At 66.5% G+C, this 24,313-nt stretch carries 31 protein-coding genes and 2 tRNA genes; 16 read left to right on the top strand and 17 right to left on the bottom strand.

All coding sequences use genetic code 11. From position 1 onward, the window contains the following. Window positions 1–4 precede the first annotated feature (4 nt). The 5 genes from ACQUSQ_RS09945 to gcvH all read left to right on the top strand — a co-directional run bounded on the left by ACQUSQ_RS09945 (window position 5) and on the right by gcvH (window position 4,199). Complete coding sequence (locus ACQUSQ_RS09945) at window positions 5–1,246, top strand: VWA domain-containing protein (RefSeq protein ID WP_435068743.1); 1,242 nt, start codon at window positions 5–7, stop codon at window positions 1,244–1,246. A gap of 64 nt (window positions 1,247–1,310) precedes the next feature. Next, complete coding sequence (locus ACQUSQ_RS09940; RefSeq protein ID WP_435068741.1) at window positions 1,311–2,432, top strand: XdhC family protein; 1,122 nt, start codon at window positions 1,311–1,313, stop codon at window positions 2,430–2,432. A gap of 14 nt (window positions 2,433–2,446) precedes the next feature. Further along, window positions 2,447–2,623, top strand: coding sequence for a hypothetical protein (locus ACQUSQ_RS09935; RefSeq protein ID WP_435068740.1), 177 nt, complete (start codon window positions 2,447–2,449; stop codon window positions 2,621–2,623). A gap of 107 nt (window positions 2,624–2,730) precedes the next feature. After that, window positions 2,731–3,822 carry a glycine cleavage system aminomethyltransferase GcvT gene (gene gcvT / locus ACQUSQ_RS09930; protein WP_435068739.1) on the top strand — a complete coding sequence of 364 codons (1,092 nt, stop codon included), beginning with the start codon at window positions 2,731–2,733 and terminating at the stop codon, window positions 3,820–3,822. Continuing rightward, the gene (gene gcvH / locus ACQUSQ_RS09925; protein WP_435068737.1) at window positions 3,819–4,199 is read left to right on the top strand and encodes a glycine cleavage system protein GcvH; all 381 of its coding nucleotides are present in this window, start codon (window positions 3,819–3,821) and stop codon (window positions 4,197–4,199) included. Before gcvT ends, gcvH begins: the two co-directional genes overlap by 4 nt. Window positions 4,200–4,205: 6 nt before the next feature. Here the strand turns inward: gcvH and ACQUSQ_RS09920 are convergent, their stop codons facing one another. Next, window positions 4,206–4,376: a hypothetical protein gene (locus tag ACQUSQ_RS09920; RefSeq protein WP_435068736.1), complete on the bottom strand. Its 171-nt coding sequence runs from the start codon at window positions 4,374–4,376 to the stop codon at window positions 4,206–4,208. Window positions 4,377–4,528: 152 nt separating this feature from the next. After that, on the bottom strand, window positions 4,529–6,196 hold the full coding sequence (locus ACQUSQ_RS09915; protein WP_435068734.1) for a methyl-accepting chemotaxis protein: 1,668 nt from the start codon (window positions 6,194–6,196) through the stop codon (window positions 4,529–4,531). Between the two features lie 132 nt (window positions 6,197–6,328). Here ACQUSQ_RS09915 and ACQUSQ_RS09910 point away from each other — a divergent pair, with 132 nt between their 5' ends. The 6 genes from ACQUSQ_RS09910 (at window position 6,329) to ACQUSQ_RS09885 (ending at window position 9,705) form a co-directional block, all read left to right on the top strand. Continuing rightward, complete coding sequence (locus ACQUSQ_RS09910) at window positions 6,329–6,568, top strand: glutaredoxin family protein (protein ID WP_435068733.1); 240 nt, start codon at window positions 6,329–6,331, stop codon at window positions 6,566–6,568. Then, window positions 6,565–7,098, top strand: coding sequence for a cob(I)yrinic acid a,c-diamide adenosyltransferase (locus ACQUSQ_RS09905; RefSeq protein WP_435068731.1), 534 nt, complete (start codon window positions 6,565–6,567; stop codon window positions 7,096–7,098). The genes ACQUSQ_RS09910 and ACQUSQ_RS09905 overlap by 4 nt, the downstream gene beginning before the upstream one ends. Before the next feature lie 112 nt (window positions 7,099–7,210). After that, the gene (locus ACQUSQ_RS09900) at window positions 7,211–7,477 is read left to right on the top strand and encodes a DUF7553 family protein (protein WP_435068729.1); all 267 of its coding nucleotides are present in this window, start codon (window positions 7,211–7,213) and stop codon (window positions 7,475–7,477) included. Between the two features lie 41 nt (window positions 7,478–7,518). After that, window positions 7,519–7,593, top strand: a tRNA-Val gene (locus ACQUSQ_RS09895). A 223-nt stretch (window positions 7,594–7,816) separates the two neighbouring features. Then, window positions 7,817–8,023 carry a cold-shock protein gene (locus tag ACQUSQ_RS09890; protein WP_435068727.1) on the top strand — a complete coding sequence of 69 codons (207 nt, stop codon included), beginning with the start codon at window positions 7,817–7,819 and terminating at the stop codon, window positions 8,021–8,023. Between the two features lie 188 nt (window positions 8,024–8,211). Next, window positions 8,212–9,705, top strand: a complete 1,494-nt coding sequence (locus tag ACQUSQ_RS09885; RefSeq protein WP_435068725.1) for a cryptochrome/photolyase family protein — start codon at window positions 8,212–8,214, stop codon at window positions 9,703–9,705. Window positions 9,706–9,775: 70 nt separating this feature from the next. On the opposite strand, the gene ACQUSQ_RS09880 is transcribed toward ACQUSQ_RS09885, so the two are convergent. The 4 genes from ACQUSQ_RS09880 to ACQUSQ_RS09865 form a co-directional block, all read right to left on the bottom strand. Continuing rightward, window positions 9,776–9,970 carry a cold-shock protein gene (locus ACQUSQ_RS09880; RefSeq protein WP_435068723.1) on the bottom strand — a complete coding sequence of 65 codons (195 nt, stop codon included), beginning with the start codon at window positions 9,968–9,970 and terminating at the stop codon, window positions 9,776–9,778. A 123-nt stretch (window positions 9,971–10,093) separates the two neighbouring features. Continuing rightward, window positions 10,094–10,582, bottom strand: a complete 489-nt coding sequence (locus ACQUSQ_RS09875; protein WP_435068721.1) for a metal-dependent hydrolase — start codon at window positions 10,580–10,582, stop codon at window positions 10,094–10,096. 137 nt (window positions 10,583–10,719) lie between these two features. Further along, window positions 10,720–13,182 (bottom strand): DUF5059 domain-containing protein, encoded by a 2,463-nt coding sequence (locus ACQUSQ_RS09870; RefSeq protein ID WP_435068720.1) that lies wholly within the window; start codon window positions 13,180–13,182, stop codon window positions 10,720–10,722. Between the two features lie 150 nt (window positions 13,183–13,332). Next, the gene (locus tag ACQUSQ_RS09865) at window positions 13,333–14,835 is read right to left on the bottom strand and encodes a uracil-xanthine permease family protein (RefSeq protein WP_435068718.1); all 1,503 of its coding nucleotides are present in this window, start codon (window positions 14,833–14,835) and stop codon (window positions 13,333–13,335) included. Window positions 14,836–14,944: 109 nt separating this feature from the next. On the opposite strand from ACQUSQ_RS09865, the gene ACQUSQ_RS09860 reads away from it, so the two are divergent. Further along, window positions 14,945–15,529, top strand: coding sequence for a hypothetical protein (locus tag ACQUSQ_RS09860; RefSeq protein ID WP_435068716.1), 585 nt, complete (start codon window positions 14,945–14,947; stop codon window positions 15,527–15,529). Window positions 15,530–15,587: 58 nt separating this feature from the next. Next, entirely contained in the window at window positions 15,588–16,385 is a 798-nt protein-coding gene (locus tag ACQUSQ_RS09855; protein WP_435068714.1) for an RIO1 family regulatory kinase/ATPase domain-containing protein, read from the top strand. A gap of 272 nt (window positions 16,386–16,657) precedes the next feature. On the opposite strand, the gene ACQUSQ_RS09850 is transcribed toward ACQUSQ_RS09855, so the two are convergent. Genes ACQUSQ_RS09850 through ACQUSQ_RS09835 form a run of 4 tightly spaced genes read right to left on the bottom strand, consistent with a single transcriptional unit; the run spans window position 16,658 to window position 18,386 of the window. After that, window positions 16,658–17,467: a carbon-nitrogen family hydrolase gene (locus tag ACQUSQ_RS09850; RefSeq protein WP_435068711.1), complete on the bottom strand. Its 810-nt coding sequence runs from the start codon at window positions 17,465–17,467 to the stop codon at window positions 16,658–16,660. Continuing rightward, window positions 17,464–17,889, bottom strand: coding sequence for an SRPBCC family protein (locus ACQUSQ_RS09845; RefSeq protein WP_435068709.1), 426 nt, complete (start codon window positions 17,887–17,889; stop codon window positions 17,464–17,466). The genes ACQUSQ_RS09850 and ACQUSQ_RS09845 overlap by 4 nt, the downstream gene beginning before the upstream one ends. Before the next feature lie 37 nt (window positions 17,890–17,926). Continuing rightward, a complete protein-coding gene (locus ACQUSQ_RS09840; RefSeq protein ID WP_092629599.1) occupies window positions 17,927–18,151 on the bottom strand; it encodes a DUF7123 family protein in 225 nt (74 codons plus the stop codon). Between the two features lie 52 nt (window positions 18,152–18,203). Continuing rightward, window positions 18,204–18,386 carry a DUF7525 family protein gene (locus ACQUSQ_RS09835; RefSeq protein WP_435068707.1) on the bottom strand — a complete coding sequence of 61 codons (183 nt, stop codon included), beginning with the start codon at window positions 18,384–18,386 and terminating at the stop codon, window positions 18,204–18,206. A gap of 92 nt (window positions 18,387–18,478) precedes the next feature. Between ACQUSQ_RS09835 and ACQUSQ_RS09830 the strand changes: the two genes are divergently transcribed. Further along, the gene (locus ACQUSQ_RS09830; protein ID WP_435068705.1) at window positions 18,479–18,769 is read left to right on the top strand and encodes a DUF7111 family protein; all 291 of its coding nucleotides are present in this window, start codon (window positions 18,479–18,481) and stop codon (window positions 18,767–18,769) included. 16 nt (window positions 18,770–18,785) lie between these two features. Here ACQUSQ_RS09830 and ACQUSQ_RS09825 read toward each other — a convergent pair whose 3' ends face one another. Beyond that, the gene (locus ACQUSQ_RS09825) at window positions 18,786–19,463 is read right to left on the bottom strand and encodes a protein sorting system archaetidylserine synthase (protein ID WP_435068703.1); all 678 of its coding nucleotides are present in this window, start codon (window positions 19,461–19,463) and stop codon (window positions 18,786–18,788) included. Between the two features lie 96 nt (window positions 19,464–19,559). On the opposite strand from ACQUSQ_RS09825, the gene ACQUSQ_RS09820 reads away from it, so the two are divergent. After that, window positions 19,560–19,979, top strand: coding sequence for a cupredoxin domain-containing protein (locus tag ACQUSQ_RS09820; RefSeq protein WP_435068701.1), 420 nt, complete (start codon window positions 19,560–19,562; stop codon window positions 19,977–19,979). On the opposite strand, the gene ACQUSQ_RS09815 is transcribed toward ACQUSQ_RS09820, so the two are convergent. From ACQUSQ_RS09815 to ACQUSQ_RS09795, 5 genes are all read right to left on the bottom strand, one after another. After that, window positions 19,958–21,211, bottom strand: coding sequence for a PAS domain S-box protein (locus ACQUSQ_RS09815; protein WP_435068699.1), 1,254 nt, complete (start codon window positions 21,209–21,211; stop codon window positions 19,958–19,960). The genes ACQUSQ_RS09820 and ACQUSQ_RS09815 overlap by 22 nt on opposite strands. Window positions 21,212–21,290: 79 nt before the next feature. Further along, window positions 21,291–21,935 carry a 30S ribosomal protein S3ae gene (locus ACQUSQ_RS09810; RefSeq protein ID WP_435068698.1) on the bottom strand — a complete coding sequence of 215 codons (645 nt, stop codon included), beginning with the start codon at window positions 21,933–21,935 and terminating at the stop codon, window positions 21,291–21,293. Beyond that, entirely contained in the window at window positions 21,928–22,164 is a 237-nt protein-coding gene (locus ACQUSQ_RS09805) for a KEOPS complex subunit Pcc1 (protein WP_435068696.1), read from the bottom strand. The genes ACQUSQ_RS09810 and ACQUSQ_RS09805 overlap by 8 nt, the downstream gene beginning before the upstream one ends. Beyond that, window positions 22,161–23,312, bottom strand: coding sequence for an exonuclease RecJ (locus ACQUSQ_RS09800; RefSeq protein ID WP_435068694.1), 1,152 nt, complete (start codon window positions 23,310–23,312; stop codon window positions 22,161–22,163). Before ACQUSQ_RS09800 ends, ACQUSQ_RS09805 begins: the two co-directional genes overlap by 4 nt. Continuing rightward, entirely contained in the window at window positions 23,312–23,779 is a 468-nt protein-coding gene (locus tag ACQUSQ_RS09795; RefSeq protein WP_435068692.1) for a 30S ribosomal protein S15, read from the bottom strand. The genes ACQUSQ_RS09800 and ACQUSQ_RS09795 overlap by 1 nt, the downstream gene beginning before the upstream one ends. A 227-nt stretch (window positions 23,780–24,006) precedes the next feature. On the opposite strand from ACQUSQ_RS09795, the gene ACQUSQ_RS09790 reads away from it, so the two are divergent. Then, window positions 24,007–24,078: transfer RNA gene (locus tag ACQUSQ_RS09790), tRNA-Ala, on the top strand. A 163-nt stretch (window positions 24,079–24,241) separates the two neighbouring features. On the opposite strand, the gene ACQUSQ_RS09785 is transcribed toward ACQUSQ_RS09790, so the two are convergent. Then, the coding region (locus tag ACQUSQ_RS09785; RefSeq protein WP_435069178.1) for a PGF-CTERM sorting domain-containing protein at window positions 24,242–24,313 on the bottom strand (72 nt) is incomplete at its 5' end.

The raw sequence follows: 24,313 nt of genomic DNA, 5'->3' as shown, positions 1-24,313 counted from the left end.
GCCGATGGTCGCCGACACCCCGCTGACGGATTCGCTGACACACGTTCGCAGTACGCTGGTTCGGTTCGTCGGCGCGCTCCGCACCGCTGGCGTCGAGGTGCCGGCCGACGGCTCGCTCGTCGCTGCGGAGGCGCTCGCGACCGTCGGGTTCGACGACGAGGCCACCGCTCGGACCGCGCTTCGGGCCGCCCTCCTCTCTCGCCCGGAGGACCGGGCGACGTTCGACCGACTCTTCGACCGGTTCTGGACGGAGATGCAGGACGCCGCCGACGAGAACGCCGACCTATCGTCCCTCGACGGCGGCCTCAACCCCGGTATCGACTCCGGCGACGACGGCCTCGACTCCGGTGACGAGTCCCGCGACGACGACGGTGGGGAAGTGCGAACCCGTCGCGTCGAGAACGAGGACTCGACCCGCAGCGACGCCGACGAGACGCGCACACGGTACAGTCCGACCGGCGCGTCCACGCGCGTCGAGAGCGAGACGCTGGGGATGGTCGACGAGCCGACGGCCGCGGTGCGGGCGCTGACCGACGCGCTGGCCAGCCGCCCCGGACGGCGCCGGCGGCCGTCGTCGCCGGGACAGCCCGATATCAGGCGGGCGATGCGCGAGAGCCACGCCACCGGTGGCGTGGTGATGGACCTCCCCGAACACGCCGCGCGCCCCACGACCGTCCGCGGGCTAGTGCTCGTCGACGTGAGTCGGTCGGTACTCGACACGCTGGACCGCGAGTTCCTCGTGAGCGTCCTGCGGGCGCTGACCGACGAGTGGCGCGAGGTTCGCACCTTCCTCTTCGACACCGACGTGACGGAGGTGACGGCGGCACTCCGTGCCGAATCACCCGAAACGACGCTGCAGGAGTTCGACCGTCTCGAAGCCGCGTGGGGCGGCGGCACCCGCATCGGCCACGCGCTGACGACGATCCGAGACACGGCGCCGATGGCTGTCGACCGCGATACGGTCGTCCTGATACTCAGCGACGGGCTGGAGACGGGAGAGGTGTCGCAACTCGAAGCCGGGATGTCGTGGCTCGACCGCCGGGCACGCCGGGTGTTCTGGCTCAACCCGCTCGCGGCCTCGACTGCGTACGAACCCACCTGTCGGGGGATGTCGGCTGCCCTCCCCCACCTCGACGGGCTCTTTGCGTTCGCCGAGCCCGCCGACCTCTTCGACTTGGCTCGACAGATTCGCCGGCGGCGACGCCCCGTCGGCTACGAACACGACTGGCGACGCACCGAGAGATGACACGCACACACACCACACCGACGATTGTACCGACTCGCCGACCGACTGCGATTGGAGCGGACCCATGAATCCCGACGCCGAGTGGAGCGCCCCCGAAGCGGACGTGATGTCGTCGATACGAGACGCCATCGACGCCGGCGACCCGACCGTACTGGCGACCATCGTCGGCGTCGAGGGGAGCGCCTACCGCGGGCCGGGCGCGAAGATGCTCGTCACTGGCGACAAAGGGGTTGGAAGCATCACCGCTGGCTGTCTGGAGGACGTGATGATAGAACGCGCGGGCGAGGTGCGCGAGACGGGTCAGCCCCGCGTCGAGCGCTTCGACCTGACCGGTGACGACGACGTGTGGGGGCTCGGCGTCGGCTGTAACGGCGTCATCGACATCCTGCTCGAACCCCTCGACGCGGAATACCGTCCCGTCGTCGACGCGTACGACGACGGCACGGACGCGGTGGTCTACACCGTCGTCGACGCCGACCACTCCGCGGTGCCCGTGGGTGAGCGTGCCATCGCCGTCGGCGACGGCCCAACGCCCGCCGACGCCCCCGAGTGGTTCGGTGACGACTTGGCCGACGCCGGACGCGAGTTTCGCGACGCGGACGAGTCGGGAACGGTCGAAGTTCCCCGTCCCGGCGGGCGCACGGAGGTGTTCGTCGACGTCGTGACGCCGCCGGCCGACCTCGTCGTCTTCGGCACGGGCCACGACATCGCGCCGGTCGTCGAACTCGCGCGATTGGCGGATTTCCGCGTCACCGTCGCTGGCTTCCGGGGTGGCGACGCGACGAGCGAGGCCTTTCCGACGGCAGACGCGGTGCGTTCGCTCTCGCCGGCACAGATTCGCGAGGAACTCGACTTAGACGCCGACACCTACACGGTGGTGATGTCGCACAACTTCGTCGACGACACGATTGCCGTCGGCGAACTTCTCGACTCCGACGTGCCGTACGTCGGACTGATGGGACCGGCAGAGCGGTTCGAACGGATTGCGGACGAACTGCGGGCGGAGGGGCGTGAACTCTCGCAGTCGGAGCTCGACCGCCTCTACACGCCGGTCGGACTCGACCTCGGGGGTGGGACGCCCTATCAGATAGCCCACAGTATCGTCGCAGAACTGCTCGCGGTGCGCCACGGCCGAACGCCCGCTCACTTGCGTGACGAGTTCGCCGCGCCCCCTTCGCAGTCATGAGCGAGGAGTCGAGTATGTTGGCGCGGACGTGGACCATCGCCGCGACGAGCCGCGACCCCTCGGACTACGACATCCCCGAAGCACCCATCTTCCCGTCGACCCGCTGTGAGTCGGGGGCGCTCATGCTTCACGACCCCGCTACCGGCGACGTCGCGATGGTCGCCGGCGAACCGGTGCGCGTTCGGCGGTAGCGTCTCGGCCCTGTCCCGATTTCCTATCGCGACATAGGATTTATGGCTATAATCGGCCGGCAGCGAACGGACAAAACCATTAGGTCACGAGGCGTCTCAGTAGGGGCATGGGCCTACGGAAGCCGCCGTTGCAAGACGTTCACACCGAACTGGGTGCGTCGCTCACCGAGTTCGGCGGGTGGGAGATGCCGGTCGAGTTCGACTCCATCCGGACCGAACACACCGCTGTCCGGGAATCTGCGGGCATCTTCGACGTCTCGCACATGAGCGAGATTCGGGTGTCCGGCCCCGATGCGACGACGTTGATGGGACGACTGACCACCAACGACGTGCGGGAACTCGACGTGGGCGACACGCAGTACGCCTGCATCACGGACGAGGACGGCATCATCCTCGACGACACGATGGTGTTCCGGCTTCCGGACGACGGGGACGGCCCGCAGTACCTGTTCATCCCAAACGCCGGCCACGACGCCGAGATGTACGCGCGCTGGACCGAGTACCGCGAGCAGTGGGGGCTGGACGCGACGGTTCACGACGCCACCGAGGAGTGGGCGATGGTCGCCGTGCAGGGCCCCGACGCGCCCGAACTCGCCGACGACGCCACCGACGGCGCGGCGACGGATATCGACCGGTTCGAGGCCGCCTTTCTCGACGTGGCTGGTGTCCGGTGTTACGCCTCGCGGACGGGCTACACCGGCGAAGACGGCTTCGAGTTCCTGATTCCGTGGGACGACGCCGAGACGGTGTGGTCGGCGTTCGACTGCCAGCCCTGCGGCTTGGGCGCCCGCGACACGCTCCGAATGGAGATGGGCTTTCTGCTCTCCGGGCAGGATTTCGACCCCGAAGACGAGCCCCGGACGCCCTACGAGGCGGGCGTAGGCTGGACGGTCGACCTCGATAGGGAGTTCGTGGGGCGTGACGCCCTCGAAGGCGTCGAGCGCGAGGGGGCCGAAGAGCGGTTCCGCGGCGTCAAACTCCTCCAGCGAGGCGTCCCGCGCGGCGGCTACGAAGTCGTCGACGGCGACGGCGACCGCCTCGGCCACCTCACCAGCGGGACGATGAGTCCGACGCTCGGCGAGCCAATCGGCCTCGGATACCTCTCCGAGGAGGCGACGCCGGGCACTCGCGTCCGGGTCGTCGTCCGCGGCGAACCGAAACAGGCGAACGTAGTGACACCACCTTTCATCGACACATGAGCTCTGACGTACCCGACGACCGACGGTATCTGGAATCGCACGAATGGACGACCACCGGCGACAGCGTTCGCGTCGGCATCTCCGAGTTCGCACAGGACGAACTGGGCGACGTGGTCTTTGTCGAACTCCCCGAGGAGGGCGAGACGGTGACGAAAGGCGAGGAGTTCGGCGTCGTCGAGAGCATCAAGGCCGTCTCGGACCTCGTCTCGCCCGTTTCGGGCACCGTCACGGCCGTCAACGAAGCGCTGTTCGACACGCCGGAACTGATAAACGAGGACCCCTACGGCGACGGCTGGCTGCTCGAAGTCGAGCCAAGTTCGCCCGAGGAGTTCGACACGCTGCTCTCGCCGGACGAGTACCGCGACCAAATCGAGTGAGCCGCCTCAGAAGCCGGTGTGTTTCGAGCTATCGATACCGTTGATTCGAATCATGCCGTAGTCGCAGTCCGTACACGACCACTTCGTCTTCTCACCCAGATGTAGCGCCGTACTCGCCGTCCGCCAGAAGGTGTCGTTCGAGCACTCCGGACAGTCGTGTTCCATCTCCAGACTCATACGTTCCCCTCGGGAACCGGTCACATTGAAGATACTGGTTCCCGAAACGCGTGATAAATTCTATAATGCTATACAAAATAGATCGGCGAACGTCCGACTCGTCGATTTTGGATACCACGCAAAGAGACCGCTTCCTCTGGCTCGTGACGCCCTCAGTCGCTCTCGGTGCCTCGCTCGCTTCGGCTACGCTCGGTGTCGAATCGCGCGACCTGTTCGTGAAGTTGGAGGCTGGAGTGGCTCAACTCCTGAGCCATATCGGCCGTCTCGGACATGGCCGACGACTGCTGTTCGACGCCGGTCGAAATCTGCTGTATCGACCCGGCAATCTGCTCCGACATGGCCGACGTCTCCTTGACGACGCGACTCACTTCGTCGGCTTCTTCAGCCTGTGATTCGACCGCCTGCGCTATCTCTGCGACTCCGTTACTGGCGTCGGACACCGCGGTGTCGATTTCCTCGAAGACCGTGACCAGTTCTTCGACGGCCTCCGCGCCGCCCGTGATTTCCGTCGTCGCGGTGTTGATTTGCTCCGTGACGTCTTCGGTCCGGTCTTGGGTCTCCTCGATTATCGCTTCGATTTCCTCGGTCGCCTCCTGTGATTCCTCGGCCAAGGACTTGATTTCGTTCGCCACGACGCCGAACCCGTCGCCGCCGTCCGCAGAGCGCGCGGCCTCGATGTTCGCGTTCAGCGCGAGCAGGTTCGTCTCGTCGGTGATATCGGCAATCAAGTCCGTCACCTCGCCGATTTCGTCCATCTGTTGCTCCAGCGTGTCGATGTCGTCCTGTATCTCGTTGGCGGCCTCGACCGCGTTCTGAATCTGGCCGATTGCGTCGGTCGCCTCCTCGACGCCCTCGGTGGCCAGGTCCGCCGCCTGCTCCGACTGCTCGTTGACGTCGTTCGTCGTCGCGGTAATCTCCTCGATTGACGCCGAGAGATTCGAGATGCTCGTGTCCGCGTCCGAGACTTGTTCCGCGAGTTCGTCCGCGCCCTCGACTATCTCCCCGCTGGAGGCCTCAATCTCTTGAATCGAACTGGTCACTTCCTCGCTGGTGCTGCTCAGGTCTTCGCTCGTCGCCGACACCGTGTCCGCGATGTCGATAATCTCGTCTATCATCCCCTCCAGCCGACTCGCCATCTCGTTGAGGCTCTCCGTGACTTCGAGGAGTTCCGCGTCGATGTGTTCGGGGTCAGAGACGGCGGCGCGAGCCCCGAGGTCACCGCCTTCGATGGCCTGCATCGTCGACTGCAGTTCGTCGACGAGTTCCTCGAGTTCCTGCTGTTTGAGCGCGTCTTCCGTTCGGTCGTTAATCATCTCGACGACGCCGACGAAGGTGCCGTCGTCGTCGTAGAGCGGGGCGGCGGTGAACTCGATATGGCGGTCGTTGCCGCTGGCGTCGGTCATCACGCTCTCGTCACCGTAGAGCGTGTACTCGACGTCCGCAATCCGGGGCACATCGTACTCCTCGTGGGCCTGTTCCGGCGCGTCGGTGACCTTATCGGCCAGCGTTTTCGACCGCCGGCCGTCGGGGTAAAAGGCCGGACCAGTGACGCCGTGTTCGCGGGTGAGTTCTTTGGCTCGCTCCTCGGACTCTTGGGTCAACGATTCGAGCGCCCGATTCCACAACACGAGATTCCCGTCCGCGTCGATGATGAATATGGGCGTGTCGATGTGGTTCAGAATCGTGTGGAAATCCGCGTCTAGCCCGAGGCCGGCTTCCGATTTCGATTCGGACTCGATTTCGACGTCCTCCGTCTCCGTCGAATCGGTCGTACTCGCCTCCTGAGACACGGCGCCGACGATACCGGACAGTAAATTCATATCCGGGAACGCACCTGTCGCCCACTAAAGTCCGCCGGTCAAATTCTCATCACTGATAGCATTCGCTTCGCAGTGGCCGCTCACGGCCCGTCGCGGGCCAAGCTACTTGCCCGCCCCGTCCCAACGGCAGGTATGGCCATCACGCTCTACGCGCTCGACGGCTGTCCGTACTGCGAGGCGGTCCACGACGCGCTTCGGGAGGCGGGCGTCGACTACGAGACGACGTGGGTCGAGGCGTTGCACTCGAAGCGAAACGAGGTCAAACGCGTCAGCGGACAGCGCGGCGTCCCCGTCATCGTCGACGACGGCCGAGGTGTCACCATGGCCGAGAGTGAGAACATCCTGCAGTACGTCGACCGAACCCTCGCATGAAGATTTACACCGGCCGCGGCGACGAGGGCATGACCGACCTCCGGGACATGTCCCGCGTCTCGAAGACGAGTCCGCGCATCGAAGCCTACGGCACCGTCGACGAGGCCAACGCGCTCATCGGGACCATCAGACCCACCGGCTACGACGACGTGGACGACCACCTCGAACGCATCCAGAACCATCTCCACATCGTCCAAGCCGACTTCGCCAACCCCGACCCCGACGAGGACGACCCGGTCGTCCGCGAGGCCCACACCGAGGAATTGGAGGACTGGATTGACGCCGCCGAGGAAGAACTCGACCCGCTCCAGTCCTTCGTCCTCCCCGGCGGGAGCGAGGCGGGGGCGTCGCTCCACCACGCTCGGACCGTCGTCCGCCGAGCGGAGCGACGGGCGGTTGACCTCGCCGGCACCGACCCCATCAACCCTGACGCAATCGCCTATCTCAACCGCCTCTCCGACGCCCTGTTCACCCTTGCTCGCCTCGTCAACCAGCGAGACGGCGTCCCCGAAGACCGCCCGACGTACTGACCGGCTCATTTCTGTGTCGACTCCGGCCTTCCCCTCACATCGACAGACGGTGTCTCGGTCCGCGACGATAGTCGCCACAAAGGCTATATCTGTCCTTCGCGTTTGGTCATATATGAACAAGCACTTCGAGGACGCACTGTACTACATCGGTCGAGCGGGCGAACACGCGAAAGAGGGGGCGCTGGAGGAGCTCGAACCGCTCGAAGAGCGCTTCCGCGAACTCACCGGCCGCGAGGAGGAGCCCGAGCCGTCGCGCTTGGCGACACTGCAGTCGGAACTGGAGGAACTCGAAGAGCGGGCGGAGGGCGAGGCACAGACTGCCATCGCCAACGCCCGGGAGCGGATTCGCCGATACCGCGGCGACGATTCGGCGGAGTAAGACAACCCTTAAGTCCACCTCGCCAGTATCGATGTACTGGCGGGTTGGTGGTCTAGTCCGGTTATGACGGCTCCTTCACACGGAGCAGGTCGGCAGTTCGAATCTGCCCCAACCCATTTCTGTCGATATCGCGACTGTGAGCGGAGCGTCCGTGTCATAGACTGACGAAAGACTGTGGTTCAAATTCGACCCAACGCACTCGTTTTCCGACGTTCGTGACGAAGATGGCGACGCCAGTCGTATTCGGACGGCCACAGGTCGGCCGCCACGTGCGTTCTGGGTCGTGGTACCCCGACTCGCGGAAGGGTTATCCCTCGCCCAACCCTCAGTCTGTATGTAATGGCAACTGGTACGGTTGATTTCTTCAACGACACAGGCGGCTACGGTTTCATTTCGACTGAAGACGGCGACCTCGACGACGACGAAGACGTGTTCTTCCACATGGAGGACGTTGGCGGCGAAGACCTCACGGAAGGTACTGAGGTCGAGTTCGACATCGAGTCCTCGCCCAAGGGGCCTCGCGCGGCGAACGTCGTCCGACTGTAACAACGACTGTCGCTCACAGCGACAGACAGCAACATTTTTCAGACGCTAGACGCCGAGCCGACGGTATCTGGAACGCTTTATTCCCGGTATGGGGTGTCGATAGCCCGTCGACGCGGGGAGGTCACCGACTGACGTGACCACCGCACGTCGGCCCCACCGTTTTGATGCGGTAGGCCGAACGCCCCGGCATGACCGTCTGGTTACTCGGCGACCACCTCCACCCGTCGCATCACGTCCTCGACGGCGCCGACCGGGTGCTCATGGTGGAAGCGACGGATTTCGCCGGACGCCGGCCGTACCACCCGCAGAAACTCGGACTGGTGTTTGCGGCTATGCGCCACGCTCGTGACGCGCGTCGCGAAGCGGGGTACGACGTCGAGTATCGTCGGGCGGACACCTTCGGCGACGCGCTGGACGCCCATTTCGAGGCGCATCCGGGCGACGACCTGCGTCTCATGCGTCCGCCGACCCACGGCGCCGCCGCCCGTCTGCGTGACTTGGTGGAGAGCCGCGGTGGCTCGCTCACGCTCGTCGAGGACGACCGGTTTCGCTGTCCGCCCGACGCCTTCGACGAGTGGGATTCGGCCGAGGACGAGTTCCGCCACGAGAACTTCTATCGCTGGATGCGACGGCGAGACGACGTGTTGCTGGACGGCGACGACCCGGTCGGCGGGCAGTGGAACTACGACGAGTCGAACCGCGAGACGCCGCCGGCGGACTGGTCGCCACCGCCGGTGCCACGGTACGACCCCGACGACCTGACTCGGGACACGCTCGGCTGGGTGGCGGAGACGTTCGACACGTGGGGCGAAATCGGGGGGTTCGCGTGGCCCGTCACTCGCGAGGAGGCACTCGACGCCCTCGACCACTTCGTCACGCATCGCCTCCCCAACTTCGGCCCGTATCAGGACGCGATGGTCGGCGGCGAGTGGGCGCTTGCACACTCGCTGTTGTCGGCGTCGCTCAATCTCGGACTCCTCCGCCCCGGTGAAGTCGTCGACGCCGCCGTCGAGGCGTGGGAGCGCGATGCGGCGCCCATCGAGAGCGTGGAGGGGTTCGTCCGGCAGGTTCTCGGCTGGCGGGAGTTCATGCGCCACGTCTATCGGCGGACGATGCCCGATTTGACCGATGGCGACGTGCTCGACCGGTCACGGTCGTTGCCGCCGCTGTACTACGGCGAGGGGACGCAAATGCGCTGTCTGGACGAGGCGGTGTCACACGTCTACGAGCGGGGCTACGCCCACCACATCGAGCGCCTGATGGTCCTGTCCAACTTCGCGACGCTGTACGGCGCCGACCCTCACGAGTTGACCGAGTGGTTTCAGTTCGGGTTCGTCGACGCCTATCACTGGGTGACGGCGCCGAACGTCCTCGGGATGGGCACCTTCGCTACCGACGCGTTCACCTCGAAGCCCTACGTCTCCTCGGGCAACTACATCGACCGGATGAGCGACCACTGCGACGCCTGTCCGTACGACGTCGACGCGACGACGGGCGACGATGCCTGTCCGTTCAACGCGCTCTACTGGGCGTTCCTGAACGACCACGAGTCGACGCTACGCGGAACGGGGCGAATGGGCTTGATGTACAGCCACGTCGACGACAAGTCCGCCGACGAGTGGGCGGCGATTCGGGAGCGAGTGGCGCGGATACGCGAGCGTGCGGCAGCGGGCACGCTATGAGGGTGAGAGAAATAGGACATTGTCGTTCGTGCGCCGCTACTCGGGCGTCGAACCGAACCGCGGTTCGACCTCAGAGTCGCTGAAGATTGGTGGCTCGCGGGCCTTTGTCGGCCTGCTCGATGTCGAACTCCACCTCCTGACCCTCCTCTAGGTCCGGACCGCCGACGTCTTCCATGTGGAAGAAGACGTCTTCGTCCGCATCTTCACTCTCGATGAACCCGTAACCGCCCGTGTCGTTGAAGAACGCAACCGTACCAGTCGCCATTGCGTCACATACGACGAAAAGCAGAGATATAAGGTTTCTGGGGATGCGTGGTATGATATAACATATCAAATTATATCGGGGATGCGGCGACCATTTTGCGATTCTGTGGCTCAATATCGCCCATCAGACCACTCCCGTCGCGACGAACGCGGCGGCGGCAGTGGCACAGACCCCGACGGCAAAGAGGGTGTAGTTGGCGACGGTGTTGTCGGCGCGGGTGAGATACACGGAAAAATCGCGGCCGGAGAGTGGCCACAGAAGCGGGATGCCCGCAGGCGTCAGGGCGTCCGCGAGGAGGTGTGCGAGGATGCCGAGCGTTCCGATGCCGAACCCAAAGGCGACGAGTGTCGTCCGGTCGCCCGGAAACACCTCGGCGAACGCCGCTCCCGCGCCGGCGCCGACGAGGCCGACGAGAAGCGCGAACGCGAGCGTGTGAGTCGGACCGCGGTGTGAGATGAGCGGGAGTCGGTGGTCCCAGTCGGGCACCGTCGACAGCCAGAGCATGGCGCCGCCGCCGACGACGGCGAGTTCGGGGCGCCCCAAACTGACGAGTGCGAACCCGACGGGTGCGAAAACGAGCAAGGAGACGCCCCAGTGGCCTCGGCGATACATGTCCCTCTCTGTGACGGGGACGAACCAGAACCTTTCGACTGTCACGTCGTCGACGCCGCGAAAAGGAGTGGAGGGAGTGTACGTTACCGTGCCCACGGTAGCGAGGTGGTGTGGCGGTCAGGGGGCCGCCGAGTGCGTTACTCCTCGACGACGACTGTCCCCTCCATGCCCGCCGCCTCGTGCGGGATGCAGACGTATGCGTGTTCGCCGGCCGTTTCGAAGGTGTGGACGTACGACTGGCCCGACTGGACGGCGCCGCTGCCCTCCTCCCAGCCGGTCCGAGCGGCCTCCTCCGAATCGAAGCCGCCGGACGCCCAGTACGTCGCGTCGTCCGGGATGTTGTCGCCGTAGGCCGTGACGGAGTGGGGTTCGCCCGCCGCGTGGCTCCACGCCACTGTGTCGCCGACGGAGACGGTGAGTTCCGCGGGTTCGAACGCGACGGCCTGCATGTCGACGACGTGGTCGGCGTCGTCCGGCACGCCCTCGACGACGTTCGGGCCGCCTTGGAGGTCCGTCTCGCCGCCCCCGCTTTCCTCGCCACCGCCGCTCTCGGCGAGCGGCGGAGCCTGCTCCATCGCTCCGGCGACGGCGAAGCCGGCGCGCTGTGTGGCGCTCGCGAACCGCTCGGCCGCGGCATCGACGCCCTCGCCACTCTCCAGTGCGGAGACGTAGTCCGAGAGCGCTCCCTCGAACGTCTCGTAGGCCTCGTGGTCACCCGCTTCGAGGGCTTCGTGGACGCGGGCGTTCTCGAACGCCGCGAACACGTCGCTGACGAGCGGTCCGGCGTTCACGTCGCCGCCGGAGCCGCCGTTCTCGACGACGGCGTAGACGGCGGCCGTCGCCTCGTCGGCGAACGTCGTCGCGGCGTCGTAGGCGTCGGCGTCACCGGTCGTCGCGGAGCGCACGGCGCCGAGCGCTTCCTCGAAGGCGTGGTATCGGTCCTCGCTGGCTTCTTCGACGGATTCATGGAAGCCGTTGGCGCCCGCCTCGAAGTAGCTGAAGGCGTCGCTGGCGACCGTCTCGGCGCGACTGGTCGCACCGAGCGTCGAGAGAACGCCCGCGTCGCCAGCGCGGCCGGTCATGTAGCCCGCGGCGGCGGCGCTCGCGAGCGGCGTACTCGTCGTCGCCTCGAACTCGACCAGCGCGTCCTGCGCGCCGGTGAGATGCGTTTCGACGGCGTCGTCGTCGCCCGCGCGGAAGGCGTCGGGCAGGGCCGCCAGATGGTCTTCCTCGAAGGTGTGATAGAGGTCCTCGCTGGTGTCTTCGAGCGCCTCGTGGAAGCCGGCCTCGTTCTCCTCGAAGCGAGCGAAGAGGTCTTCGGCAATCGTCGCCGCCACCTCGGCCTCGCCCTGACGGTAGCGCTCGCCGGCGTCACCGAGTCGGGCGCGGAAGAAGCCGGACTGGAGGGTCGGCCCCGCGTCGCTCGCGAGCGTGGTGATGCCCGTCGTGAGCGCGTCGTGGACCGTCGTCACCGAGTCGGTGACGCCTTGGTCGTTCCCGTCTTCGATGGCCGTGATGAGCGACTCCAGCCCCTCGTGTTCGAACTGGGTGTAGGCGGACTCGCTCGCCTCTTCGAGCGCCTCGTGAGCGCGAGCGCCCTCGAAGTGCTGGAAGATGGACTGGGCGGCGGCTTTCGCCGCCTCGGGCTGTCCGGCGTCGTAGAGCCACGCGGCGTCACGGACGCGGACGCGGTAGGCGTTCAGCCCCGCGGCGTGGGCGGTGGCGACGCCCGGCCCGCCCATGCTGGCGACCATCTCGGCGTCGAACCCGACCGCACCCATCAGCGAGAGGTGGCCGACGCCCGCGACGGGTTCGGAGACGAGTTCGTAGGCGGCGTCGACGACGGCCGTCGACGCGGATAGCGCCGCCTCGTGAACGCCGTCGGCGTCGCCGTCGTTCGCGGCCGAGATGGCGTCTTCCAGACCACCCTCGAAGCCCTCGTAGTACTCCTCGCCCGCGGACTCGATGGTGTCGTGGACGGCCGCCTGCTCGAAGTCGGCAAAGACCTGCTGTCCGACCGTCGCTGCGGCGTCCGTCTTGCCCGCCGTCGCCAGCGCGTCGACGTTCCGAACGCGCGAAGCGAAGACGAAAAGCGAGAACGCCTCGGTGGCGCTCCCGGACGTCCGCGCTTGCTGGGCGGACGACAGGTTATCCTCGGCCGTGCCGAGCGCACTGGTCGCCTCCTCGACGTTGCCGGCCTCGAACGCCGACCGGGCGTCGCCGAGGGTGCCCTCGAAGGACTCGTAGGCTGACTCGTCCGTCGACTCCAGCCCCTCGTGTGCGCCGTACTCGCCCGACGCCTGCTCGAATCGGCTGAAGACGTCGCCGACCAGCGACGCCGCCGCGCCGGACTGTTCGGCGCGCCCGAGCGCCGCCGCGTCGTGAAGTCGAGCGCGCATCGTGTTCCACTCCGCGGCGAGTGCCGTGTCCGCCGACGCCCCACCGCTCGGCGTCTCGGTCGGCGCACTCGTGTCTGTCGCCGTCGAAGTCGCCGTCGAGTCTTCCGTTTCGGTACTGCTCTGCCCGCTACAGCCGGCCAGCCCGATGCCACCGAGGGCAATGCCGGTCGTCTGTAGTAACTTTCGTCTGGAGTGCCGCATGTGTTTTAGGCCAGCCTAAAAATACAAAAACCCTCCGATAGCCACGACAGAATGAGCGAGTGACAGAGACGCATCTCACCAGTCGGCCAGAAGCCGAATCCCGGTCCTGCTATGTGTTTTTAGACTTGCCTAAAACAAAAAGCGTGTCGGTCAGTCGCGCAGGAAGCGGTCGAACGCGGATGCGAAATCGCCCTCGTCTTCGGTGGCTTGCTCCCACTCGACGAGGCCGCGTTCTTCTCGCGTCCCTTCGATAGTGTTGTCGAGGACAAAGGCGACGAGGCCGCCGACGGCCATGCCGGTCGACCCGATGACGTAGATGGTGTCGGCGACGGCGCGGGCGCCGAGCACCGGGCCGAGGACGGCGACGCCGCGCATCCCCTCGCGGAACGCCGCGGCGCTCCCGACGTTACCCATGTACGCCGGGATGGCGAGGCCGGTAAAGAGCGCGATGCCGACGACGAAGACGTTTCGCGAGGAGTTCATGTCGACGTACTCCAGATTCGAGAGGCCGACGGCGACGATTTGGCCGAACATGGCGACGTAGAGGCCGCCGACGATTGGGTCGGGGATGGTCGCGATGAGTTGGCCGAAATAGCCCACGAAGCCGACGACGAGCATCACCGCCGCCCCAATCTGGACGACGTACCGCGAGGCGACGCCTGTCAGCCCGATGGCGCCGATGTTCTCGGAGTAGGAGGTGGAGCCACCGGTGCCCATCAGCCCCGCGAAGACGTTCATCAGCCCCTCCATACCGATGCCGTGGTTGATTCGGCGCTCGCTCGGCGCGCCGATGCCCGAGAGGCGAGCGACGGCGTGGTAGTCACCGAACGACTCCAGCATGGACGCCGCGACGCCGGCGAGCATCCCGATGATGAACGCCGTTTCGAACTGGGGGACTCCCCACTGGAGCGGGTGGATGGGCATGAGCGCCGGCGCCGCCGCCACCGACGCGAGGTCGACGTAGCCCGACGTGTCCGGTGCGTAGACGCCGGTCACCGACAGCACCGCGGCGACCAGCCACGCGGCGACCACGCCCAGCAGGACGGGAAAGAGCTTGAACGCCCGGGAGGCGTCACCGAGATACTGCGAGAACAGGACTATCAGGCCGAGGGTAAGCCCCAGCAGCCACCAGTTCCCGCTCGCGCTCGTCACCTGCGGCGTGTTGAACAGCGCGAGACCGATGAGCGCGATGGTCGGCGCGATGATGACCGGCGAGATGTAGGCACGGAGCCGGCCCAGCAGGCCGAAGTAGCCGATGACGACTTCGGCCAGTGCGGCGGCGATAATCGCCCCTTGCAGTTGGAGAAGCGCCGCCTCCCACGCCGGCCCCGTCGGATTGCTGGCTTGGACCACGCCGATGACGGCGAGCGCGGGGGCCAGCATCGAGAACGGTGCGCCCTGAACGATGGGGTAGCGGTTGCCGAAGGTGGTCTGTGCGAGCGTCGCGATGCCCGAGACGACGAAGAACGTCCCGACGAACCGCGGGATGACCGATTCGGGCATCCCCAGCGCACCCGCGAGAATCAGCGGGACGGCGACGTTCGCCCCCACCATCGTCAGGTAGTGCTGGACGCCGAGCAGCGCCGACGTGAGCACCGGTGGTTTGTCCTCGATGCCGTACGCGACGAAACTGGACTCCGAATCGTCGCTCATCCGCTCCGTTCACCTACGTGCATACGGGCCACCTCGCTCCGCCGATGTCTAAAATCGCCCGGTCGACCCGCCGAAAGGGTCAGGAGGGCGGCGCCCGTCGGGGCGTCCGATGGCCGACACCGCGGGAGCATCGACCGACTACGACCCCGAGGACCTCTGTTACGCCGGCGAACAGGTGGTCGAAAACGCGTCCCTCGGCGACGGCTGGGTCGCCGTCACCAGCCATCGCGTCCTCGCGTACGACCCCGCCGCGGACGGACGCCGGTTTGAAGCGGTCCCCCGACCCAACGTCAGCAGCGTCGGCGTCGACGCCGAGGGGGAGCGCCAACTGCTCGGCTGGAGTCTGCGCGCCGGCGTCTACGGCCTCGTTGCCGTCGGTGGCAGTGTCGCCCTCCGTGCGATGGGTCTCGGTGAGACGCTCGCCGTGAGCGCGAGCGCGGAGGGTGCCCCCATCGGGAGCGTCCTCGCCGTGACCGACGCCCTCGTCGCGGCGCTCTCGCTTCTCACGACGCTACTTCTCGTCGGCGGCGTTGGACTCTGTGCCGGGGCGCTCGCGCTCGGCTGGCGCTATCTCCGAACGCGACAGCCGGCGCTCGTCATCGAGCGATTCGGCGAGAGCGACGTCCGTCTCCCGGTGGCGCGCTCCGAGGGGACACGGGTGTCACAGACGCTCTCGGCGGCACTGGAGCGATGATAGCGGCTGTCTCGGTTCGCCCAACAGTATATCCCTCCCGACGGCGTATCGAGCGCTGATGGAAGTCCGGCAGCTCCTCCGCGGTCGAATCGACGACGACCGCCTCGACCGGGTCGTCGACGAAGTCGCGACGCGGTACGGTCGCGAGGAGCCGTCGGTCCGCTGTCTCGACGCCGACAACTGGCTCTCGACGCCGGTCGTTCTCGACGAGGACCTCTTCGTGAAAGTCATCTCGAAGCAGAACTCGCTGGTGCACGCCCTCATTACCACCGGGCGCAACCTCGGCGTCTTCTCGGCCGGGACCGAGGGCTTTTTCGAGCATTTCGGCACCCCCTACGGGATGGCGGAACACGAACTCGACGCGACTAGACAGATGCGAGACATCGGGCTGAACGCGCCCGAACCCCTCGAAGCGCTGGAAATCGACGGCCTCGGCGTGGTCGTTCTCGAATATCTGCCGGAGTTCCGGCCGCTCGACGAACTCGACCGCGAGACCGAACGCGAACTCGCGCCCGAACTCTTTGCGGCGCTGCGGACGATGCACGACCACGGCCTCGCACACGGTGACCTCCGGGCGGAGAACGTTCTCATCCTCGACGGCGAACTCTACTTCATCGACGCCACGAACGTCGGCTCCGAGGGCCGGGACGATGCGCGGTCGTACGACGCGGCCTGCGGGCTGGCGGCGCTCGAACCGCTCATCGGTGCGGCGGCGACCGTCGACGCCGCGGCGACGGCCTACACCACGGAGGAACTCCTCGCGGCGCGGGAGTTCCTCGATTTCGTCAACATCAGGCCGGACCACGGCTTCGACGCCGCGGCGCTCAAGGGCGAAATCGAGAAGCGCGCGGCATGATAGTGTTTATTATGAGTCAGCACTGCTGGTTCGCCGGAACGGAGTGGCGAACCAGCGGGACACAGTCACAATGCACACTACGAAAGGGGTGGACGAGGTGAGGAGACGAAGGGTGACCCGGAACACCCTGCCGGGCGAGAGGGGTCCGGGTCCGGGCGAGCGACGACGTGGTGGAGTTTTGTTGCCGAGTCTCGACGAGAAAAGCGTCGATGCGTCGGCACCCGAATCTTGTTCCTGCGACAGATAAATCCACCGACACCGGCGGCGGACGGTCAGTCTCGCCGGTCCCGAAGCGCCGGGAACTCCTCGCGGACCGCCTCGACTCGGTCGGCGTCTACGTCGGCGACGACGAGCGTCGGGTCGTCGGCCGCACTCGCGAGCGTCGTCCCCCACGGGTCGTACACCGTCGAGCGCCCGAGCAGCGTCGCGTCCGCGAACTCGGCGGCGCCGTTCGCGGCGGCGACGTAACACTGGTTCTCGATGGCCCGCGCTCGCGCGAGCGTCTCCCAGTGTTCGACCCGCGGGTACGGCCACGCGCTCGGCACACAGACCAGCGTCGCCCCCCGGTCGGCGAGCCGACGGTAGAGTTCGGGAAAGCGCAGGTCGTAACACGTCGACATCCCCAGCGTGAACCCCTCGAACTCGACGGTCGCGAGCGTCTCGCCCGGCGTGAGCAGGCGCGTCTCCGCCGACTCGTAGCCGAAGAGGTGGTGTTTGCGGTAGACGGCGCGACGCGCTCCGTCGCGGTCGTAGAACACGCAGGTGTTCGCGAGGCCGTCGGAGTCGGGCACGTCGACGCCGGCGTCGGCGCTCGCCGCGAGGTCCTCGACGTGACTGCCAGCGAGTAGGCCGACGCCGTGGTCCGCGGCGAGGGCCGAGAGCCGGTCGAACGTCGGCCCGTCGAGTCCCTCCGCGACGCGGGCGTAGCTGTCGAACGCGAAGTAGCCCACGGTGAACAGTTCGGGGAGGACGACGAGGTCGGCGCCGCGAGCGGCGGCGTCGGCGACGGCAGTCGCGGCCCGGTCGAGGTTTTCGTCCACGTCACCCGCCGTCTGGTCGAGTTGGGCCAGCGCGAGTTTCATGCCGTCAGCCCGAGGTCACGCCGGAGCGCCGTTTCGAGATTCGTGAGTTCGTCGTCCAGCCGTTTCTTGAAGAAGCGCTCGACGCCCGGAAGCCGACCGTCGACGACGAACTCGTTGTCGAGTCGACAGCCCGTCTCCGTCTCGGTGATGCGATGTTCGCCCGTGACACGCAGTACCTTCGAGCGGCCGACGAACTTCACGTAGGTCGGGGCGTCGCGCTCGACGTCTTCGGTTTCGACGGTGGCCGTTCGGTCTACGAGCGGCAACTGGAGGTCGATGTGCCACGTCGCGGCGTCGCCGTCTATCTCGTAGTCGCGGACGACGCTGATGGCCTCGGCGCGCTTGCCGGGGTCGGAGATGAAGTCCCAGACGCGTTCCGCCGGCACCTCGAACTCGAACGCCCGCCGGACACGTACGGTCATACGATGTGGTTCCGTCGGACAGCCAAAAAGCGTGGGGTTACCCCTGCGTGACGCGCCACGTCGTGGATTTGGCCCGTCCCCACTTCTCGATTTCCACGTCCTCCGATTTCTCGGCCAGTCGGGGGAGCCGGGACCCGACCTGCTTGGCCGTCAGACCGATTGCGTCGGCGATGTTCTTCGCGCGGAAATAGCGTTCACCCCGAGAGACGCTGTCGTGGAGATACGCGAGGATTCGCCGTTCCTCTTCAGTCAGGGAGGTCATCGTTCACCCCTGTTACGGGATTCATGCTCTTAACTCTTTCAAGCGGACGCCGTCAGGCGTACACTTGCACCGCCACGACCGAACAGAGGGCGGCGACCACGGCGAGTGCGAACCCGCCGGCTTTGGCCAACTGACCGGGGGCGGCGAGCATACCCAGCGCACCGGCGGCGGCGAGAATCCCGAACAGCATGCCGAATCCCACGCTCTTGTCCGTCTCGACGGCATCGAGTGCCATACACGTACTGCGCCGCGATGGCTTATAGTGATTGTCATGGGGTCGACCGGTGGACCGGAAGTTTCGACTGGCCGGAGCGTCGATTCGACCACATGAGCGACGAGGAGACGGGAAACGCCGTACAGGAAACGGACGACGTGACCGCTCGCTACTACGAAGCGGGCGGTGAGCGGGTCGTCGTCTTCGAGCGCGACGGTCGAACCGCCGCGCTCGCCCAGAACAGCGAGGGGTACGCGATGGTGACCGTCCGCCGCGACGCCGAGGGCGACGAACTGGAGCGATACTACGGGTTCGACATGGCGCTCGACCACGCCGCCGAACTCCTCGGTGTCAGCGTCCACGACTTACCGGTTCCCGAGGAAGCTAGCGACATGGGGATGTGACGCCGCCCGCGAGCCGTCACGTCCAGTAGAACCGCGGCCCGAGGACGAGATACGCGAGCGAGAGAAAGAGCAGCGCGAAGGCAAACACTTCGCCGGGGCGCCCCTGAAGCACGATGGCGAGCACCTGCACGACACCCATCACGATAGCGTCCTGCGGGTGGAGGTCGGGGTACGTGATTTGTGTCACCATGAGCGCCGCGAGCAGTCCCGAGAGCGCCACGAGAAGCGCTGGCCCGACGAACCCCGCGAGGACGCCCGCCGAGAGGACCGTCGCCGCGAGCGTCGAGGGAACCCCTTTCGTCTCGGAGACGTCGCTGTCGTAGGCGGTGTAGAGCCCGAGTCGGGTGACCGCCATACCGACGTAGACGGCGGGCAAGAGGAGTGCGAGCCCGTATTTGACGGGGTCGGCGCCGAGCGACCACGTCTCGGCCGCGCGCGACGCGATGAGGAGCGCGGGCGCGACGCCGAAGGAGGCGACGTCCGCGAGCGAGTCGAGATACGGCCCGGCGAGCGTGCCGCCGCGCTTGCGCGCAATAACTCCGTCCAGACCGTCGAGCACCGCCGCGAGCAGGACGATTCGGGCGGCGAGCGCCGCATCGCGCGTCGCGACGAACGCGGCGAGGAAGCCGAGCATCGCGTTGCCGACGGTGACGGCGTCCGCGAGTCCCAGCCGGCCCACGAACCGCGGTTGCATAGTGGCTCACTCAGCCACCGAGGATTTACGTCTTTATATCGCCCCTTCGACGCGCGAACCACGCCGCCTATATCCGCCGCTCCCCGAGAGATGGGTATGCACAGACGTCGAGTGCTCGCGACCCTCGGAACGGCGCTCGCCGCGGGAACGTCGGGGTGTGCCGCTCTCGGCGCGGTCGGTGGCGGCGTCGACGGCGACGTGGGGATGACCGCGGTGGCCTTCGAACCCGCGGAACTCACCGTCTCCGTCGGCGACGAAGTGGTCTGGTACAACAACAGCGCCCGCGCACACTCGATTACCGCCTACGAGGAATCCATCCCGGACAAGGCCGACTACTTCGCCACGGGCGGGTACGAGACGGAGGCGGCCGCCCGCGAGGCGTGGGACGGGATGAACGGCGCCCTCGAAAACGGCCAGCGATACAGCCACACCTTCGAGGTGCCGGGCACCTACGACTACTTCTGCATCCCCCACGAGCGAGCGGGCATGGTCGGTCAGGTCGTCGTCGAGGAGTGACCGGTTTCCGTCGGGAGTTCGATTACGACGGTCGTCCCGCTCGCCGAGCAGTCGACGTCGACCCGCCCGCTCGATTTGCGGACGATCCAGTTCGTGAGCCATAGCCCCAAACCGGTGCTGTGTGTGAGCTGGGTCTCCTCGGTGGTCTGGAGCACCTGCCGTTCGACCGGGGGCAACCCCGGTCCGTTGTCGGTGATACGGACCGCCGCCCGGTCGCCATCGGGTGGTTGCGTGAGTTCGACCGATACCGTCGGTTCGGCGGCGTCGTTGTGCTCGACGGCGTTTTCGAGGACGTTCTCGAAGGCGTAGGGGAGGAGTTCGTGCCCGACGACAGCGAGGCGGTCGGGGAGCGTTGCACACACCTCGGCGGCGGGAACGTCTTGGCGGAGGCGGTCGATGCAGTCGGCGAGGACGGTAGCGAGGTCGAACGATATCGCATCGGTGCGGTCGGCGTCGGCGACCCGTTCGATTCGACGGGCGGTATCGCTCAGTTCGAGAATGGAGTCGAGTCGCTCGCGGACCAGTCGCAGACTCGGGTCGTCAGCCGGGAGTTGTTCCGCGAGACGGTCCAGATGGCCGATGGCGACGTTCAGGTCGTTCCGGATGTTGTGACGCAGCACCCGATTGAGGACGGACAGTCGCTCCTGTCGCGCGTGGCGTTCGGTCACGTCCACGACGACGAACATCGCATTCTGGGTGTCGTCGTCCAGCGGTGCGGCCCACACCTGCGTATCGAGGAGTGAGCCGTCGGGGCGGTGGTGTCGCGTCTCGATGCCGGTCAGCCGTTCTCCCGCCCGAATCCGCTCCAGACACGCCGACAGCGATATCGTCTCGTCGTCGTCGGCCCACGTCGTTTCGAACGGGCGACCGAGTATTACCGATTGGTCGTATCCGAGCGTCCGCTCGGCGGCGGGATTCCACAACTGAACCACGCCATCGGCGTCGACGGCACAGATGGCAACCGGTGCCGCGTCGATGACGGTCCCGAAGCGGTTCACCAGTCCTTCGATTGCTGCTGTGAGCACCTCGACCTGTTCATCGCTGTCGAGATGGTGAGCGAGCGCATCGAGCAACTCCGCGAACATCGTCCGCGAGAGTCCCTCTCTATCTGACCGGGCATCCTCGTCGACGTCGGCGTACGCGTTGATGGCTGCCTGTTCGACCTCCTCGTGCCCGTGTCGAGTGATTGCTCGAAACACGGCCCCGGCTATCTGTTCCGTCGACCCATTCATTTTAGGTATGCCTAAAAAACGGCCGGAGATAAGCCTTCGGCTCGCCGGTGAGCGTCGCGAAAAAGGTGAAAACGGAGCCTCAGTCCTCCTCGACGGCGACGTCTTCTTCGTCCACGTCGACAGAGGCTTCTTCCTCGGCGGCGACCTCTTCGGGTCGCGCTTCGAGGGTGAGCTTCTGGATTTCGACCCGTCGGAGCGGGTAGACCGTCTTGGCCTCGCCGTAGATGGCGGAGGAGAGACGGCCCTCGACGGCGCTCTCGACGAAGGACTGGAAGTCGCGTTCGGTGGCGGCGTTCTCGATGATGTCAATCATGATGCGACGAATGGCCTGCTCCTGACTGCGGTCGGCCTTCTTCGTCGTGAACGCGACGGGCTGGACGCGGACGCGGTAGTCGTCCGTCGTCAGCACGGTAATGGTCGCGTCGACTTTCGAGGCGCCGCGGCGCACGAGACTCCGCAGGTAGTCCCGCGTGAGTTCGTGTTTGACGAACTCAGTGTAGGCGGCGTCCGAGCCCACGTCCGTAATCTTGAACGTGAGCTTAGTGTTGTTCGCCCCGGCGTCGTCAGTGAGGTCGCCGAGGGTGGTTTCGATTGTTCGTCCGATGACTTTCTCCGGTTCGTCGGCAACCGTCTGGCCGAGTTCCGCCCGGTCGTACTGCTCCGGGGCGAAGACGGTGTACCAGCGCTTGCCGCGTTTCTGCTTGGATACTGAGCGTTCACTCATGGTTGTGTCTGTGTTCGCGTGTCGTTCGTGCGACGGTCGCTGCGACCGTCAGGTTCACCACGTAGTCGTCCACGGTGGACTGCAGTCCGCCCGCAGTCTCGCGTTCGATTCGCGTCCGCACCACGTCGCCATCCACGCGCGTCGACATCGACGGCGTGTTGTCCGGCCGAAGCGCGGCCGCAATCGTCTCCGCGTCCGCGTGTGTCGTTTCGACGCAGGCGCGTTTCATAGCGCCTCCCTGAACGCCGTGACGAACCTCGATACCTCGACTGCTGTGTCGAACTGTGCCGTCGCCCGCGTGCCGTTCCCGGCGCTCCGTCCCTCGACGTCGGCGCTCCGAATCGCCTCGCGCATGGCGTCGCCAAGACGAGCGTCGTCGACGCTCGCCGCCGCGGCGCCCTCGTCGCTGACGAGTAGGACGACCGGCTCCGGTGACTGGAAGTCCCGGCAGAGCCGGGCGACCGTCCCGAGTCGACCGGGAGCGGCCGATTCGGTCCGAGCGACGAACACGCCGTCGTACCGGCCCGTCGTCGCCTCTCGGAGTGCCGTATGGACGCCGCGGGCGTGTGCCCGCCACGCGTCCAGCGCCGCGGCGCGCAACCCGCCGTCGCGGATGGCGAGTGCGACGCCCGTTCCCGGGCGCTCGCGAGCCACGGCGTCGAGGACGTCGCCGAAACCCTCGATGGTCGCGAACCGACCGTCCGGGGTCGCGTGCGGTCGAAGGACTCGCTCGACGGCCTCGGCGGCCCGCGCCGACGACGCCGTCGCTTCGATTGCGAGCCACGACGCCACGCGACGCCGGTCCTCGTCGGTCGGGTCCGGTCCGACGTTCAGGTCGTCGAGAGCGGCCCGCGCCGCCTCGCCGTCGCCCGACACCGGTGCGTGGACGAGCGTCGAGTGGGCGAGCCCTTCCGAGACGTCCGTCGTCGGAATCGCGAGACCGGGGCGGCGGTCGACGGCCGTCTCCGTCCGGGCCGTCTCCAACAGCGTCGCCGCGTCTCCGGCGTCGAGCGGTCTGTCCGCCGCCGCGACGCCGGCGAGCGCGAGTACCGGGTCCACGTCCGCGCCGAGTTCGCGCACCGCGGCCGCGGCGACCAGACTCGCCGGGTCGGCCCCGGTGAGAGAGCGGTCACCGCCGGTCGCGCCGGCGCCGATGCCGAGAACGAGGTCGTCGCCCTCGCCCGGAATCGGGTCGGGGACCGCTTCGACGCGCACCTGAAACGGGGTGCCGAGTTGTCTGAGCGCCCGCACGAGGACGCCGCTGGCGGCGAGTGCGTCACCGTCGGCGGCGGCGACGACCCGAACGAACGGGGCGTCGCGCAGCGCGGCGGCAATCTCGCCGGCGGCGTCCTCGACAGCAGCGGGCGCGGTGGACATTACTCTTCGAGTAGTTCGACGGCGACGTCGTAGCTGTAGGTGAAGTCCTCGTCGAGGGCGTCACCGCGGTAGTAGTCGGCCAGTCGACGAATTTTCGACTCCGTGTTCTGGAGTGCGCGCTTGTTCTGATGGTCCTGCGGATTCTCCGCCATGTGCTCGCGCAGGCGAATCGCCCGAATCATCAGGTTTCGCAGGTCTGCCGGCAGGTCACCGTCGGCGTCGTTCTCTTCGAGAATCTCCGTGACCTTCTTTCCCGTCGCCAGTTTGACGTCGGGAATCGGCGTGCCTTTCACGCCCTCGTCACGCAGTTTCATCCCGATGACGCTCGGGTCGTGACCCTGCTCGGCGAGTTCGACTATCCGCTCCTCGATGGCAGATTCATCTACGTCGCTCCACTCCGGGGGTTCGTCTGCCGCCGGCTTGTCCGAACCGGACGAGCCACGGCGGCGGGTATGCATTCGTGCCATTGGTAGATTGGAACCGCACAGACCGCAGAAGCGTATCGTGACCGACAGCTGTCGGTACACGCACTCCCGCAATCCCAAGCCCAAATGGGCGAGTCAGATTTGCGGTCGCGCCGTTCCCGACATAGTGTTCTCGCTCCGGCACTAAACCGTTTCGAAGCCCCCCTCGACGCCCAGCAGACGAGTCGAAGCCCTTATTATTCGGACCGCGGTACGAATCGATGCGCCGCGGGCTCGTAGATCAGCGGTAGATCATCCCCCTGGCACGGGGAAGGCCGCGGGTTCAAATCCCGCCGAGTCCATCCCTGCCGTTTTTCGGACTCTTTCACGCCGACTACGGAGCGGCGCAACTCCTCGTTTGATACCAGAAGTCTGCTACTCGTCAGGTTCGGTAGAGCAGCGGCTCTGGGGCGGTAGCGTGTTGATAAAAGAATTCGCGGTGAGACCGCTTGCGGCGGTCAGTCGTTAGTTGTTGCGTCGGACTGCCAGCAGTGCAGCCGCGATGAGCGCGATGACAGCGACGATGGCACCGAAGCC

This window comes from Haloplanus sp. C73 (assembly GCF_051195115.1).
Classification (GTDB): Archaea; Halobacteriota; Halobacteria; order Halobacteriales; family Haloferacaceae; genus Haloplanus.
Note: the sequence above shows the minus strand (reverse complement) of the source record. Positions and strands in the feature narration are given on the sequence as shown.